Below are 16121 nucleotides of genomic sequence, written 5' to 3'. Positions count from 1 at the left end.
GAACTGGTTAGATAGATTGTATATAACTTATTATTAAAAAATGGCAATCAAATGTATTTATAAAAATTCGATTAATTAATAAATAATTTTATATAAGTAAATTTAAATAATTAATTAGAACATTTATATGAAAACGAGGATAATATGAGTTACTTCTTTAACGATAATTCAAACCAAAACGAAATTTATGAAAATGAATTTTTTTATAATTTAGGATTAGAATTTCCACTCTCCAGGAAAGTATATTCTTATAAAAACAAGGTTTCATACTCTAAAGAAAAAAAGATTTGGTTTATACGATACAAACAAGGAAATACTTATATTTATCTGTTTGGATATAACTACGGCAATGATAAGCAATTGGATACTAAAGACCCATTACTTATTCTTAAGTTTGATTTATTCAATGCTCCTAAAATGGGCAATGGTCATTTTGCTGTAGATAATGAATCTGATGAAGTAAGGGCAGTAATGGATATTGAATATAAAAATTATCATTCCTATCACAAAGCTGAAAACTTAACATCAATTTCACCAATTCTCGTTGAATCAGAAAATTATCTTGATTTAGGAAACATTCTTGATAGTAAAAAATTATGTGAAAATATAGAGTATCTTTTAGATGAAATAGAATCTATTTTCTTCTTCAATAGATATCTAAATAGAATTAAAGATAATACTCCTATTAAAAAAAATGTTGAAGTGAAACAAACATTCAAAACTGTTGAAATTAAAAAAGAAGAAAATCTCCCTACTGAAAATGTAAAAGAAGAAATTGTAGAAACACCATCTGAAGTAATTTTAGAACCTGCTGTAAAAACTGTCAATTGTGATTTTTGTGGTAGTAAAATTCTTGATGAAGATCCATTTAAAATATGTAAAGCATGCCGCATTCGAATTTTTAATTATCTCAATTTATTATTTGCTGATTTTGAAATGAATACTAAAATACCATTTGAAGATTTTTTACATAAAGCAGAAGACTATAATTTGAGTCGAAAGAATATTGGGGATATTACAACAACATTAAATAAATATTATTATTTATATAAAATCAATGGAAAATATGAAATTAACTATAATGAAGAATTAAGAAATTTCATCGACAAATATTCAACAAAAACTGAAAATAAAACTGACGACATAGAGAATAAAGTAATTTTAGTTACTGAAAAAATTGGATTAAACACCCCATTTGATATAACATATCTCAAGGAAACATTGGGTTTCAAAAATAGTGAAATTTCTAAAATGATAAAATATCTTGATGAAAAAAATGCCATCATTGAAGATGGAGACTCTTATATTCTAGTTGATAAAACTAATGAGATAAATGGTATTAATGATAATTTAATGGACACTACTATTAAACCAGAAGATGAAATTAAAACTACTCAAGAAAAAATTACTGATGAACAAAAAACCGAAACCACTTCGATAACATCAGATAATTCACAAATTAGTTCTATTGATGAAAAATCAAATATTGAATCAGATTCCAAAAATGATTCTCAAATTAAAATCAATTCTACAGAAAGATCTGATGAAAAACCAGCAATTAAGCTTAAACCAATTAATACAAAGAATAAAACAGATATAGAAATCTTTTATGAATTATATGAAAAAGTATTAGCTTTTATGAAGAATAATGTACAATTATCTGAAATAGCTAATAAATTAGGAATTACTGAAAACAGATTAAATGCTTGGATCGAAAAAGGTAAAAATGGCCAAACCCCTTATAGATTATTAACTGATGGTATTAAAAAAATTAATGAGACATCAGCCCCTACAATTAATACCCATAAATGGAAAAAAATCATTAATGATATAAAATCTGGTTTTAGTATATTTGAAGCATCAAATAGAGCAAATATTCCATTTCCAGTATTACAATTACATATAACTAAAGGAAAACAAGGAAATGAAGGTTATATAGAATTTTACGAAGATTATCATAATGCATTAAAAGGTAATACTCAAGATGAAATAAAAATTCATAAACGATGCCAAATATGTAATGAAATTTTGTCTAATAACTCTAACGTTATTTGTGATAACTGTGAAAATAAAAAGAAATTTGCGATTGATTTAAAAATTTTAATGGATAAATTAAAATCTAACACTCAATTTACTAAAGAAAATTTAATCATTTATTATAATGATGATGAAATTTTAAAATTAGTCAATAATTTAAAAGATTATGATTTAGTTTTAGAAGATAAATCAATGGATATTTTTTATCTTAAAAAAGAAAATATTGAAACTTTCCTAAATACCTATTTTGACGCAAAAAATCCAAATTATAAAATTAAATCAGAAAAAATTATAGATTTAGTTAATAAAAAAAGAAAAACCAAAAAACCTCCAAAGATTTTATTAGCTGAATCCAAAAATATTCCTTATCCATTTACTGGTTTAAATAAAGATCATACATTTATTCGTTCATCAGGATCTTCATCAAAATTCACATTAGAAGATGTAATTTTAATACATGAGGATTATTATGAAAATTTATATTCCATAGATAAAATAGCTAAAAAAATGGGGTTAAGTAACTTAACTATAAAAAGATTAATTGTCCGTTTTGATGCTGGAGACTTTGATAAATTCCTTGAAATTATCGAAAATGAAACAGAGAAAAAACAAAAGAATATTTCAGTTTGTAAAAATTGTGAAAAAGAATTTAATCCAAAAGAAAATGAAACATATTGTAAAAATTGTATTATTATTTCAAGACCTATTGGTAAAAATAAGTTTAATATTATTTTACAAACTGAACCTGAAGTTTTTATAGGGACTGTATCTGATAAAGATTTTGCAAATGAGTTATGTTCTAGTGGATCAAATGATTTGAACAATAACCAAGACTTTGAAGACATTATTGATAATCTTAAAGATATTATTGCAGAAAAAAGGCGAGAAGAAATTAGAGAAATCATAAATGATGAAGAAGAACCATTAAACAAAACTCATAAAAAATTCATAGCTGAAGATGAAAACGAAGTGAAACCAATCAATAAAATTCCTGTTTCTAAAATTAAAATTATCACTTCAATGAAAAAAGAACTTATTAATGGTACTTACTCAAAATTAAGATTTACTGGAAAACTACCTAATGATAAAATAGATTCAACTATTATGGAATTATTAAATGATTTTAAAGCTACAAAAAGAGAATTGAAGTTAATTCCTATTAATGAGAATGAATCTGAAATAATTTTTCATATAATTACAAAAAACAGTCAGACAACAACAAATATGGAAATTTTAAGAAAATATGGTTGGAAATTAAAAATTTAAAATTAAATTAATTTATTAATCCAACATAAGTTAAAATATCTTCAACTTTATCTTCAAGAACTTCAACTGATTCTTTAAAGCAAATTTCGATGATATTTTTTATATCTTCATCATCATCCCAAAGATTTTGTAAAAATTCGTAACCTAACTCATGAGCTACTTTTCTAAGAACAAAAACTGTAATATAAATATCATCAATATAACCATAAGGCCCATAAATAGTTTCTGGAATTATATCCATAGGAACTACATAATATGCAATAGCTGCACTAATAGATAAACGTAAATCACTATTCACTTCTTTATAATTTAAACAGGAACATAACAAGTTATATAATTCCGGACCATAATCAATAAAAGAATCATATTCTTCTTCATAACTATCTAAATTATCTTTCAAAGTATCATAAAAATCTTTAAAATTATTTTCCATTAAATACTACCTTTATAAATTTTAGTTAATAATATTCTTTTGATTTCAATTAATATAATTTTTGTATAAAATAAATTTAGGACTGTCAAAAAGTTAGCTCTTGATTTCTTTTTTCAATCCATCCAATTTTTTTGAAGCATTATCTTGTTAAATACTACTTCCATGGTTCTAAACTTCTTTTTGATGTCTTTAACATTATATTACCCATGTAGTTTTCTATTTAATTGTTTGTATTGTCTAATTTTCCTTTATGTCTTTTTTCAAGGAATTGTATGAATTTTTTATATTCTAGGAAAAATTTTTCGTGTACACTTTAAAAAACTCTGGAAAATTAACTGATTCTCTATTTCTTGATGATTTTTCATCATTTTTTTAATAGAATCTGAATTCAAATAGTTAAATATGCATTGGTTATCGTCCAAAATAAGACATGGAAGACATTAGTTTTTGCTTTTAATATCAAAAAATTTGTCTTCCAACCCATATAAATATTATTATACATTAATTTTTTAAAATTTCATACAAAATCAGGAGTGTAAAAAATTTAACTGATGGATTTTCAGTTTTCTCCCAAAACATTTCTTTTTGTTCAATTTAAGTTGTTTAATCGAATTTTGTCTTTGTGCTCGTTTGTATGTTCTGAAGATTCTTTTTATTTTCCCAGGGAAAGTTATTCTGAATAATAATTCTACTAAATTATTTGTACTTGGAATTTTCTTGTTTTTAATGTGATTCAATGTTATTTCAAGTTTTTTAGAGAGTTTTCTCACGAAATCTTGTATTATTTCAGGCATTTCATCGAATTTTTCATTTAATATAATAAAAAACATCCCATAAATCTAAAATTACTACATACAGACTAATCCAGAAATAATAAAGAAATTATACAAAACTTAAAAGGAAATTCTGACATTTTATACTTTCAAATGCAAATTGGACACAAAAACATATAAAAATCAAATAAGTCAATAAAATTTTACAGATTCAAATTATTCTATTAAAATTTTTATTAATAAATTTTTATCAATGAATTTTTGAATTTTATTGAATTTAAAATGATTTTAACATCAATTACATCACCAGCATCAGACTGAATATGAAAGTTTACCTTGGACCTAAAAATCTATCGCCATTAAAATGGATTAAGTGATTAGGATTATCTGCAATCCAAACTTCACTATCCCAAGCTAAATCTGCTGCAAATCTCTTAAAAGTTCTGAAATCTAAAAATGCAGTAATGAAAATTTTACCCGCACCAACATTCTCAGTTAATTTATTAATTTCAATTATTCGTTTATAGTCCATAGGGCCTGTAGAAGTAACTGCCTCAATAAAATAAATCCAATTCTTACCTTCACAGTACAAAATAACATCTGGCATTTTATCATGAGTAGAAATGACAAAACCTAATTCCTCTAATTTTTCATTATTAATTAATAAATCTTTTTTAGCAGTGTCACCCACATATAAACATTCACTCCCTTGTGCGAAACGTGATGCAAATTCCTCTATGATGTGTTTTTGTAATTCATTATGTTTTCCTGGAGAAAAATTAAACTCCTCCCCATTAATTAGAACAGGTTTTTTTAATAATTCTTTTTTGGAAGAATATATGCTTACTAATGATTCATGTTGCGATAAAAATTCATTTAAAGAATTATCCCATTGAGGAGAATTATAATCTTGTATTAAATTTAAAAATTCTTCAGTTAATCTATATCTGTAATGTGGTGAATTAGTCGATTTACCATTATCTTCAACAATTGCAGCATCTCTAAATTGATGAATAACATTTTTTCTGATAGTTTCACGAGTATTTTCAGCATACTGTACATCATAATTGACATTTATAAATCTAATTATATCATGTATTCTTATCCATTCATTAGTAGATTGACTCCAATCATTATTTTGACGAATATGCGCTAATGCTAATAAAGTATAAGCACTAATATCATTTTGTTGTCTTTCAGGCATCTCAATTGCTTTTAATATTTCCTTTGCAGAATCTAAATTATCCATGAATTAACTCTCCTAATATTTTATCACAATAATATGTTGTCAAATTATTTGAATGAATTATTTTATCACCTAATTGTTTTAAAGAATTTCTATCTGGAACAGGCATGGAATTGATTTCATTAGCATTGACTTGGGTACTTCCATCCAAAATCCTATAATATTTATCATATAATGTAGAATTAAATAATACAAATAATCCATAAATTTCAGATAATGTTAAATTATCATTTTTGTTAATTGTATCAATGAAATTAATCTTATTATCTGTTGAAATATAATTAAATTCTCTGAAAGAATCATGTAAGTATATTGCGGGTTGCAATCTTCTTTTTTCTTCTTTTGTTGTGAATCTTTTTAAAAATAAGAAATTTTTATTGTCTTGAAGTAAACTAGTTTTATTTTTTAAAATATACTGTTTTTTATCAGTGACAACTGGAAACTCAACAAAACCCTCATTAAAATGACAAGGATAAAATAGAGGTACAGCTTCTTGGCATTGATTATCACATAATAATTCTTTATTTCTAAAACCAACTGTTAAACCTGTTTTTAATTTAATTCCAAGATCTATGAGATTATACTCAAATTTATTTAACATTTTTAAAACATTAACCTCACTTTGATTTGTTGGTAAGAAAATATATGAATTTTCATCCTTAGATACTGCTAATTCATATGGAAACTTAAATCGTTTCAAATCATCAAACATGAAATCATTTGATGAAGAAATATTAATAAATTCTGGATTATTATGACTTTTAGATACTTTAATAATTATTGTTTCTTGAAGTATAGAATCTTGTTTAAATAAATTATTTCTATTAATAAATAAATGAATGTTATTAATTTCACCATTTTTCAATAAATATTTTCGGAATGTTTTAAAATAATTTCCTGATGTCCAGCTACGAGGTATGATAAATACCATTTCACCATTTTCTTTTAAAAGGTGAAGTGACATTGCCATGAAAAGAAAATATAAATTTGGCGAGCCATATACTACATTTAACATTTTTTGAGCTTCGGGAGCTTTTTTAGGTATTTTTTTATAAGGAGGATTGGAAATTATTAAATCGAATTTGGTATTAGAATCAAATAATGAATTTTCAAATTCATTATCCAAAATAAAATTTTTTTTAACTAAATCAATTGTTAATGGAATTTTAGAAGATTCAATTAAATATTTACAATTTGATTCTAATGTTGGAAGAATATTTTCGTCATTTTCATACATTACTAAATGAATTGAATTTAAATCATAATCTTGAAGTCTATCAATTAATGCCCCAGATAATATTCCAGTCCCTGCACCAGGATCTAAAATACGTAAATCTTTATTAATAGTCCCTTTAAACATCTTTGTCATGAATATCGCTGTATTTTTATAAGTGAAAAATTGACCAATCTTTTTTCTTTCATGTTTAGGAAATTTTTCTAAATATTGGTCAGTACTATTAACAATTTGATTTAACATGAAAATCCCTCATAATTGCATAGTATTTATATTATTAATCATACTTAAACATTACCAATTTAAAATAAACCTATTAAAAATAGTTTATAAATCAATTAAGTAAATAATTAGCCATTATATAAATTTTAGAATTATATTATGAATTTTTTTATATATTATCTTTTTACAACTTCAAGAATAAAACTTAATACCATATAATTGAACATCTACTATATAACTGTAAAAAAATAATTAGACTTCCCCAAATTAATACTAACTTTTCAATATAAATTGCCTTAACAAACATGTTTCAATATTAATAGATAACCTATAATTATTTTTTAAAGAAAATCCATCCCACATACTTTACTAAATTCATAATTTTCATTCTCAAACTTTTTAACTTAACAATAATAATATAATTTAAAAATAATAATCAAGAAAGAATATAATATATATAAAAATTAAAAAGAGATGATATATATTGTTTTTTAAAGATTGGATTGAATCAGAACAAGATTTATCAATTCAGAATTGCATAGTGGTAAAATTTAATGAAATACCTGATGCAAGAGAAAAAATATACGAAAAATTAGTTGAAAGAGTAATAGAACATTATACTAATCCTAAACGTGTTAATAAGTATCTTAAAGACGAAAAATTTTCAAAATTAGAAAATTACATTAATAAAAGAATTCCAACAGACCCAATTCATGAAAAAGGAGATTTTGGAGAAATCTTTGGTACAGAACATCTTAAGCAGTTCCATAATTACACATTCCCAATTTTAAAATTAAGACATAAGCACAAAACCAATAAATCTCTTGAAGGTGAAGATATTATTGGATTATATATAGAAAATGGAGAAATTACTAGAGTATGTGTTGGTGAAGCAAAAGTTAGGACTAATAGTGATTCTAATGTTTTAGGAGAAGCAATTGACCAATTAGAAAAATCATATACACTTCATCCCACCATGATAAAATTTTTTTCAGATAGAGTTTATGAAATTGATGAAGAATTAGGTGACAAAATTGAAGATTTAATGTCCATAGAATTCTTTGAGCAAATAAAAAAAGATAGTTGGATTTTTTTCATCACAGGATATAAACCTAGGAAATTCAATATAAAAAATAATGAATTAAATAATCTATTTTTAATCAATGTGTATTTTGAAGATTTGGATGAATTCATACCTGCTCTTTTTGAAGATTGTAGAGGTTATTATCATGAAAAATAAATCTTTTTATGAAAAGAATTTAAATGAAGGAGATAACCCTCAAATTGAAGAGTTTATTAACCAGTTATTTTTATCACTAGAACATGGTGGGAACTATGAGTTTGATGAAGAGTTAATTGAAAAATGTTATTATAACTCTTATTTATTAATTTTTAATTCATTGAAATTATTAAACTCAAAAGATAAAACTGAAATTAACCCATATCTTGTTAAAGCTGCAGAAACATTAGAAACATTATCTAGATTAAATCATCCAAAATTAAATAAAGAAGAATTAATTTTTGACTCAATGATTACATATTACATTTCAAATAATTATCCGCGAGCATATGTATTATCTAAGGATAATGCCAATTTAGAATTACCAAAATATAAAGAATCTATATTTATATTCATGAATAAGGATTTCCATGAATTAAGAACTTTGATTTTAAAAGAAATAAATTCAGATAAATATGATGAGGATTTATTAATTGAAAAATTAGAATCAACTGAAATTAATAATTTTGATGCTTTAGACACAATGCTTTCATATTCTATTTTTAAAGCATTGAATAATGTTTTAAACTTCTTATTATTAGGAGATGAAACATTTATTGAAGATAGTTTAGATTTAATGGATAAATATAAACAGATATCTTTAGTTCATAACTTTGTTGATTATTGGTGGGTTATTTCCTGCCTGGAAATAATTATTAAAGAATTATATGAAAATAGTTTATGGAATCAATTGAAACCCTTTTATTCAGATTCTGATGAGGAATTGAATAATAAATTAACAAATTATATTTTTAATCATGCTAATAGAGAAACACCCATTGTTGAGTTATGGCCATCTCAAATTAGTGCTATTCCTAAGATTTTAAAAAATAATGAAAATTTAACTATTAAAATGCCTACAAGTGCAGGGAAAACATTTGTTGCTGAATTGTTAATTTTAAAATATTACATGGAAGGAAATTTCTACAACAACGGGAAAGTTATTTATGTTTCTCCATTTAAATCTCTTTCAAATGAGATAGAAACATCATTACGATTCAGTTTAAATAGTTTGAATTTAAAAATTTCTGATTTTTATGGTGGCTTTGATTCAAATGATTATGAAAACTATTTTCTTGATGAATTAGATATTCTAATTGTAACTCCTGAAAAATTCGATGTATTGTTAAGAAATAATAATTATTTAAAAGATGAAATTGGATTGATTATAGTTGATGAAGGACATATAATGGGCACTTATGATAATCAATTAGATAAATACTCTGTTAGATCAACGAAATTTGAATTTTTTATGTATAGACTAAAAAACCTATTTAAAGATTCAAGAATAGTTTTTATATCAGGAGTATTGAGTAATATTAATGATTTTTCCAAATGGTTATCTAATGATGAAAATAATTTAATTGATGAAAATTGGAAACCCACAAATATTTATGTAGGTGCTTTATACTGGACTAAAAACGATAAAGGATACATAGATTACATTTATAAGAATTATAAAAAATTACCTGAAGTAATAGATTTAGAATTCATGGATTATATTCATAAAGATTGTTTTATTAATTCAAAAAGGAAAAAAATTCCAACAAAAGACAATGAAGCATTAGCTTTATCTTCAATTGAACTTGCAAAAGAAGGTCAAACTTATGTTTATGCTCCAACAAAGAGGCAGATAAATGCATTATCAAAATCAATTATTGAAATTATGAATGTGATTGATTTAAAATGTTATAATTATACCTTAAACATCAATCTTGAAGATAAAGATATTGCTCACCTAATAAAAATAATAAAAAATGAATTAGGGGATGAATCAGAATTATTAACTTATTTAAATTATGGATTTATCATTCATCATGCAGATTTACCAGATAATGTAAAAATAGCAATTGAACAAGCTTTAAAAAATAAAAAAATTAAATTAGTTATTGCAACAAGCACAATAGTTCAAGGAGTAAATTTCCCATTCAAAAATATAATCTTTAAAGGATTATATATAAAAAATCCTATTGATTATTCAACATTTTTTAATATCTGTGGAAGAGTTGGTAGAGCTAATGAAAATAATAATGGAAGAGTATTATTATCTTTAGGGATTGTGAATAAGAAAAATTATCAAAAGAAAAAAAGACAGTATGACTTATTTTGTGAATATTTTGACAATGATACTTATCAACTGAAATCCGTTATCGAACCATTATTAACTAAACTTAAAGCACATCATGATTCCATTAACTGTACTATTGAAGAATACTGTGTAAAAGTGATAAATACTATTGATATCGAGGAAATATTCGATTATGAAGAGATACTTAATATTAATACATTAGATGCACAATTGTTAGCATTTATCGAGGAAGAAGAGGATGAATTAAAAATATTAGAAAACTTTATTAATGTTTCATTACATCATGTCCAATTTAGAAAAATAAAAGACCAAAAATATCTAAAAGGATTCATTAATTCAAGATTATCTTACTTAAAAAAAGAATTTAGTGAAAATACAATTAGATCAAGAGCATACAATATGGGATTATCATTAAAAGATTGTAAATATATTGAGAAGAATTATGATGAATTAAAAAACTTATTTTTAAAATCAAAAAATTGGAAAACAAGTAATAAAGACACAAAAGAGGAATTATTACTAAATATTGCTTTAAAAATGTTAGAATTAGATACATTAAAATATGAATATAAAATTAGTGAAAAAGATGAAATTTTAATCTCATGGATTAAGGATAAAAACTTTGAACGTAATTGTGCTGATAATTTAAGCAGAACTGAAGTTAACAAGTTTATTAACTTTTGCAGCAATATGCTTCCTTGGGCAATAACTAGTATATTGAACTTTTTTAGATTAAAAGAACCTAGACTACAAATACCAAAGGTATGTGAATATTTTTCTGAAATGTTTAAATATGGCATATTTGATTTGAAAATTATAATATTAATGCCTTGGGCTAATAACAATTATAAATTTTGTAAAAAACTATCTGAACATATCGAAATAGAAGAATTGAACTTTAATAAAATATATGTTGAATTAGAACAATTATATTTAGAATTAGAAAATAAATGGACTGAAAAAGAATTAGAAGAATTTGAAAAATATCTACATCCATTTAGACAAAAAGAACTATCAAAAGTACACATCACATTAAATGAAAACATTGGAAAATTATTAGGAAAATTCATTTATATTCTAAATAATAAAAATAATATCTCATTATATGATTTAGAAGGAAATCATATTATTAATATAGATTTTAACAATATAAAAATAATTAATGATAAAAAGATTAATATTGAGAATATTTGGGAAGTAAAATCTTTGCAAAATAACAACTTACTGTTAATATCATTGGAAAATAGGTTTTACAAATAAAATTATGAAAAAAATGATTATATTATATTAAATTTAAATTTTAATATTTTAAAAAATTATTTTAATTACCATCATTTCAATTTAGGACAAAGTTCCAAAACAATACTGCACAGACGCTTTACCTCTCCACTGTGAACAATATATGAATCAATATTAAAGTGAGAAAGCTGATTTACAATAAAATAATTCTTATCCAGTTCATCCCACAGCTCAATCAACCTTTCATCATTACTTTCTTCGGATTTTGCACGGCAGGCATCAAAAAGCGGCTTTAATTCATATCTTTCAGAAATCTTAATTGAAACCGTGTGTTTTTTACAGTATTCATAGGTTGTAAATTCAAGGTATTGACGTGCGGTGTTAACTGCAGCCGGAAACTCATCATCATTCAAGTATTTCTCTATAAGCTGAGAATATTTCATGGAAATCCTAAATATCGGCCCTTCGGTAATTGACCAGTTTGAAATATGCATTTCATTGCAGTTGTGACCGTAAACTCCGCAAAGGCCCTTCAACTGATTTACCCATAGACCGTTGTGGGTTGTTATAAGGAAGTTGAAATTATCAAATTCTTCACAAATCAGTTTTGCAATTTCATATTTGTGTGAAAAGTCCACTGTCGAGATGATATCGTCAAGAACAATCAGTCTTAAAGGATTATACTCTTTTACAAATGCCAGAAATATACATAACCCAAGAGTATCCAAATGCCCTTCACTTGAAAACTGTCTTGGATCTGATTTTTCACCGAATGAATCCAAAAACAGATTCACTGCGTTTGCACTTTTGGATACAAGTTCAGGAGTGTTTATCAAATCATCACCATGTATGAATTTATAAAACTTTGTAATATCATCCTGGATATTTGTGATGATTTTTTCAACAAACTCCTTCTTGTTTTTATCATAAACATCTAAAATAGTTTGAGACAATTTCAATTTTGAAGATAATAACTGCTGCCCTGCAACAAGTGAACAAAATAGCTTAAACTCATTTATGGCAGACCTTAACATCTTAATTTCACGGTAGTTTTCATCATCCATTAAAGATGAATCTTTATCATCCACGAGATTTTTAACATATTCCAAACTATTTTTCAATTCATTAAAATCATATTTGTCCTTTAAATCTATTATTGATACTTTAAATTCTGACAAATCATCCAAATCACGTCCCAAATCAGCTAAAAATCCAACATCAATTGACTCTTCAATTGAAAGCTTTGATAAAGAACTGTTTATTTTCTCCAGTCTGGAAATTACATCACTTAACTTCTGTTTAAATTCCAGAAGTTGTTTTTGCCAAATTTTAAGGCTTGACAAGTCATCTTCAATATCATTTAACTTACTTTCAAGTTCCACAGCCAAATCAGATGAATCAATCTCTGAGTTACAAACAGGACAGTTTAAAGGAGATGTTAAATCCAGATACTCCTTTGACGTTTTAACCAAATCATAATAGATTTTAATGCTTTTTGAAGAGCCAACATGAATCTTTTCATACTCTTTTAAAACCTGATTAAACTCACAAGCCAACCCATCAACATCAATATCCGAGTAAACTTCTCTAAAATCATGAATGTTATTTTTATCATTTACCAACTCAGCGAAGTTCAAATTAACCAGATAGTCATCAAAATCAGTTTTATCATCAATCAAATCATAACCGTTTGATTTTAAAATTTCATTGATTTTTAAAATAAAATCATCTTTTGAGCTTAAATCATTAGTACCGAGGATATTATTGAGTTTTTGTGTGGAAATGTCTAATTTTTTTGTTATATCTTTTAATAATCGGTTGTAGTGAAGTTTGGTGTCATTGAATTCCTTTCTCATATCATCAATTTCAGCCAGACCGCACAGTCTCATTATTGATTTGTATTTATCAGTTGGACTTCCGTTAATAAATTCCAGAAGCTTTTTTCTTGTTAAAATAAATGAAGCCTCATTTAAAAAGGATTTGTTTTTGTTTAAAAACTTTCTGATTGCTTTTGAAGGTTCAGGATCGGTGATGTTTTTTACATACTCAGCACGGTCTCCGAAAATGAGTTTTATTTCAAAATCATCTTCATCAGACCCCTTATGGATAAATGCCTTTTTGTTTCCTTTAGCTGAAAAGTCAAGTGCAGCAAGTTTGCCTTTAAAGAGATATTCCAGTGCGTTTACAAAAGAACTTTTACCTGTTCCGTTTTCTCCCCACAAAATATTGATTTTACTTGACAAATCAATAGTCTTTTTTGTAGAAATTCCCCTGAAATGCTGGACTTCCAGTGCCCTGACATCTCTCATCTTAGTCCTTTCCATCAAAAACACCATCAATTAATTCAATAAAAGCATCTTTTGAAAATTTCTTATAGGTAATCATTTCATTTAATGAATCGACCACCTCATTTTCAATTCCTTCCTCTTTAAGTTCACTGTAAAAATTATCCAAAAACTCATCCATAATAAACACTTTTAAAATTTATATATAATTATTTGTTGGATATGGTTTAAAAAAATAGTTATTAATTGAATATGAAAAAGAAAGTTAAATCATGGAATTAACTACACCAACCAGAATATTTTAACTAAAAATTATATAAAATCACTTTTAGGCCTTGCTTCGATTCCAAAACTTTCATACATCTCCCTTGTTTTAGGATTAGACTCAATAGCTAAGTATTTTGTAAAATCATCACCATGAGTTGGGATAACTGCTTTTTCAAGCCAATATTTTTTAAGTTCAGGAGGTCTTTTTCCAAAATTCCAATATGATTCATCAACTTTTAATCCTGTATTTTCTTCAATATGTTTTAAACTATCAAAAGAAGTATAATATGGACTTGCAGTAATTAAAATAACATAATTATCCTTAATTAAATCAACTAAATCATGCTCATATTTTCTATTATACATTTTTTGAGGCAATTTATCATATCTTATTTGCCAGGAATTAGAAATTAAGGTATAGTTTAAATCTAAAAGAATAATTTTATCCTTTTGAATTTCAAGCTTTTTGTCTAAAACAACTTCTAAATTTTCACTTTCAATTAATTTCTGACCGCAATTAAGACAATACTCTTCCATATCCTTATTTTCATTACCGCATGCAGGACAAATCAATCTTCACACCTCTGATTATAAGTTTGTTTAAATAAATCCATGAAATAATCTAAATCATCATCAGGATTTAATTTAAATTCATAGTTAGCATTTGCTGCGGTTTTCGTATTAGAAATATCAGTTAATAGATTTTCACTATCTGAAAGGTTTTGTGCATAAAAATATATTTTAAAATAATTCTTTAAAAACCTGATTACACAGATTAAATTATTATTTATTTTATATGAAAAAGCATCTACTAAAATTTTTGATTCAACATCACTAAACTCAGCATCTATTCGATTTTTCAAAACATCGTATAACTCACAAAGTTCTTCTGACTTATTATTTAATAAATCGTTTTCTGTGAGGGTTAATTCTTCATCACAAACTTTAAGTGTTTTTGTTTCACCTGTTTTTAATTGTTTATAAACAATTTTATTGTTATCATATAATGATACTTGCCATAGCCCAAATGGAGGTTTAGCTTCATCAATTTGTTTTTTGCTGAATGTAGGTCCGATTATCAATGCTTGAATTTTATCAAAATCAGCAGATATATTAAATTTATCAATGAATATGACTTTATTTTCTAAAAGTAAATCATAATACCCTTTTACCTGATTTAAAACATTCGCATTGAATTTATTTTTATATTCAATGATTACAAATGAATTATTTTTCTTATTAAAAGCAAGAGTATCAATTCTAAGCTTTTTATATTGAAATTCAGAAGCAACGAATTCCAAATCAAATAAATCTAAGTTTTTTTCAGTGATTTTTTGTAAAATAAATTCATTTTCAAATGATAGTTTAAATTTTGTAATCTCTCCACCATTACTTACCTTATGTGCAAACTGCCAGTTGCGACATCTGTGATAGAGTTCTTCTTCTGAATGTTCAACGTCCCAGTTAATGTCGTCTGCTGAAAATTCAACCCTTTTTGCATTTTTAATCCTAACATCAATGCCGTTAAATGAATATTCGATTATCTCACCTTCACTTTCCTCAAAAGCAAGGTGGAAGTTATCTGGCAGATCCATTGAAGGTGCAACACCACACAAATAATAATATCTTGAATCAAGCTCATCCAATATGACATTCTCAGCTGATTTTGTATCTGTTTTAATCTTTTTGGATGTTTTTCCCAAAAGACACCTTTGACAGTGATGGCTTAAATTAACTCCGTTAATGTATTG

Annotated in this window: 10 protein-coding genes; 3 read left to right on the top strand and 7 right to left on the bottom strand. The window is 25.2% G+C overall.

Annotated features, from left to right (window positions below; genetic code table 11):
- Positions 1-144 precede the first annotated feature (144 nt).
- The gene (locus Q0W04_RS04545; protein WP_298500860.1) at positions 145-3303 is read left to right on the top strand and encodes a hypothetical protein; all 3159 of its coding nucleotides are present in this window, start codon (positions 145-147) and stop codon (positions 3301-3303) included.
- A gap of 7 nt (positions 3304-3310) precedes the next feature.
- Here the strand turns inward: Q0W04_RS04545 and Q0W04_RS04540 are convergent, their stop codons facing one another.
- The 3 genes from Q0W04_RS04540 to Q0W04_RS04530 all read right to left on the bottom strand — a co-directional run bounded on the left by Q0W04_RS04540 (position 3311) and on the right by Q0W04_RS04530 (position 7232).
- Complete coding sequence (locus Q0W04_RS04540) at positions 3311-3736, bottom strand: YkvA family protein (protein WP_298500857.1); 426 nt, start codon at positions 3734-3736, stop codon at positions 3311-3313.
- A gap of 1104 nt (positions 3737-4840) precedes the next feature.
- Positions 4841-5758 (bottom strand): BsuBI/PstI family type II restriction endonuclease, encoded by a 918-nt coding sequence (locus Q0W04_RS04535; protein WP_298500855.1) that lies wholly within the window; start codon positions 5756-5758, stop codon positions 4841-4843.
- On the bottom strand, positions 5751-7232 hold the full coding sequence (locus Q0W04_RS04530; RefSeq protein WP_298500853.1) for an Eco57I restriction-modification methylase domain-containing protein: 1482 nt from the start codon (positions 7230-7232) through the stop codon (positions 5751-5753). The genes Q0W04_RS04535 and Q0W04_RS04530 overlap by 8 nt, the downstream gene beginning before the upstream one ends.
- Before the next feature lie 463 nt (positions 7233-7695).
- On the opposite strand from Q0W04_RS04530, the gene Q0W04_RS04525 reads away from it, so the two are divergent.
- Positions 7696-8451, top strand: coding sequence for a Hachiman antiphage defense system protein HamA (locus tag Q0W04_RS04525; protein ID WP_298500850.1), 756 nt, complete (start codon positions 7696-7698; stop codon positions 8449-8451).
- Positions 8441-11839 (top strand): DEAD/DEAH box helicase, encoded by a 3399-nt coding sequence (locus Q0W04_RS04520; protein ID WP_298500847.1) that lies wholly within the window; start codon positions 8441-8443, stop codon positions 11837-11839. Before Q0W04_RS04525 ends, Q0W04_RS04520 begins: the two co-directional genes overlap by 11 nt.
- Before the next feature lie 71 nt (positions 11840-11910).
- Here the strand turns inward: Q0W04_RS04520 and Q0W04_RS04515 are convergent, their stop codons facing one another.
- The 4 genes from Q0W04_RS04515 to Q0W04_RS04500 all read right to left on the bottom strand — a co-directional run bounded on the left by Q0W04_RS04515 (position 11911) and on the right by Q0W04_RS04500 (position 16073).
- Entirely contained in the window at positions 11911-14142 is a 2232-nt protein-coding gene (locus Q0W04_RS04515; protein ID WP_298500845.1) for a DUF2813 domain-containing protein, read from the bottom strand.
- Complete coding sequence (locus Q0W04_RS04510) at positions 14129-14284, bottom strand: hypothetical protein (RefSeq protein ID WP_298500843.1); 156 nt, start codon at positions 14282-14284, stop codon at positions 14129-14131. The genes Q0W04_RS04515 and Q0W04_RS04510 overlap by 14 nt, the downstream gene beginning before the upstream one ends.
- A 131-nt stretch (positions 14285-14415) precedes the next feature.
- Positions 14416-14943, bottom strand: coding sequence for a zinc ribbon domain-containing protein (locus Q0W04_RS04505; protein WP_298500841.1), 528 nt, complete (start codon positions 14941-14943; stop codon positions 14416-14418).
- Positions 14940-16073 carry a DUF5655 domain-containing protein gene (locus Q0W04_RS04500; RefSeq protein ID WP_298500839.1) on the bottom strand — a complete coding sequence of 378 codons (1134 nt, stop codon included), beginning with the start codon at positions 16071-16073 and terminating at the stop codon, positions 14940-14942. The genes Q0W04_RS04505 and Q0W04_RS04500 overlap by 4 nt, the downstream gene beginning before the upstream one ends.
- Positions 16074-16121 lie beyond the last annotated feature (48 nt).

Origin of the sequence: uncultured Methanobrevibacter sp. (genome assembly GCF_947170395.1) — an archaeon.
Lineage (GTDB): Archaea > Methanobacteriota > Methanobacteria > Methanobacteriales > Methanobacteriaceae > Methanocatella.
Note: the sequence above shows the minus strand (reverse complement) of the source record. Positions and strands in the feature narration are given on the sequence as shown.

Bases quoted from the DNA above. Each gene is read 5' to 3' on its own strand.
- Q0W04_RS04520 (WP_298500847.1), top strand. From the start codon at position 8,441: ATGAAAAATAAATCTTTTTATGAAAAGAATTTAAATGAAGGAGATAAC.
- Q0W04_RS04530 (WP_298500853.1), bottom strand. From the start codon at position 7,232: ATGTTAAATCAAATTGTTAATAGTACTGACCAATATTTAGAAAAATTT.
- Q0W04_RS04515 (WP_298500845.1), bottom strand. From the start codon at position 14,142: ATGGAAAGGACTAAGATGAGAGATGTCAGGGCACTGGAAGTCCAGCAT.
- Q0W04_RS04535 (WP_298500855.1), bottom strand. From the start codon at position 5,758: ATGGATAATTTAGATTCTGCAAAGGAAATATTAAAAGCAATTGAGATG.
- Q0W04_RS04540 (WP_298500857.1), bottom strand. From the start codon at position 3,736: ATGGAAAATAATTTTAAAGATTTTTATGATACTTTGAAAGATAATTTA.
- Q0W04_RS04545 (WP_298500860.1), top strand. From the start codon at position 145: ATGAGTTACTTCTTTAACGATAATTCAAACCAAAACGAAATTTATGAA.
- Q0W04_RS04510 (WP_298500843.1), bottom strand. From the start codon at position 14,284: ATGGATGAGTTTTTGGATAATTTTTACAGTGAACTTAAAGAGGAAGGA.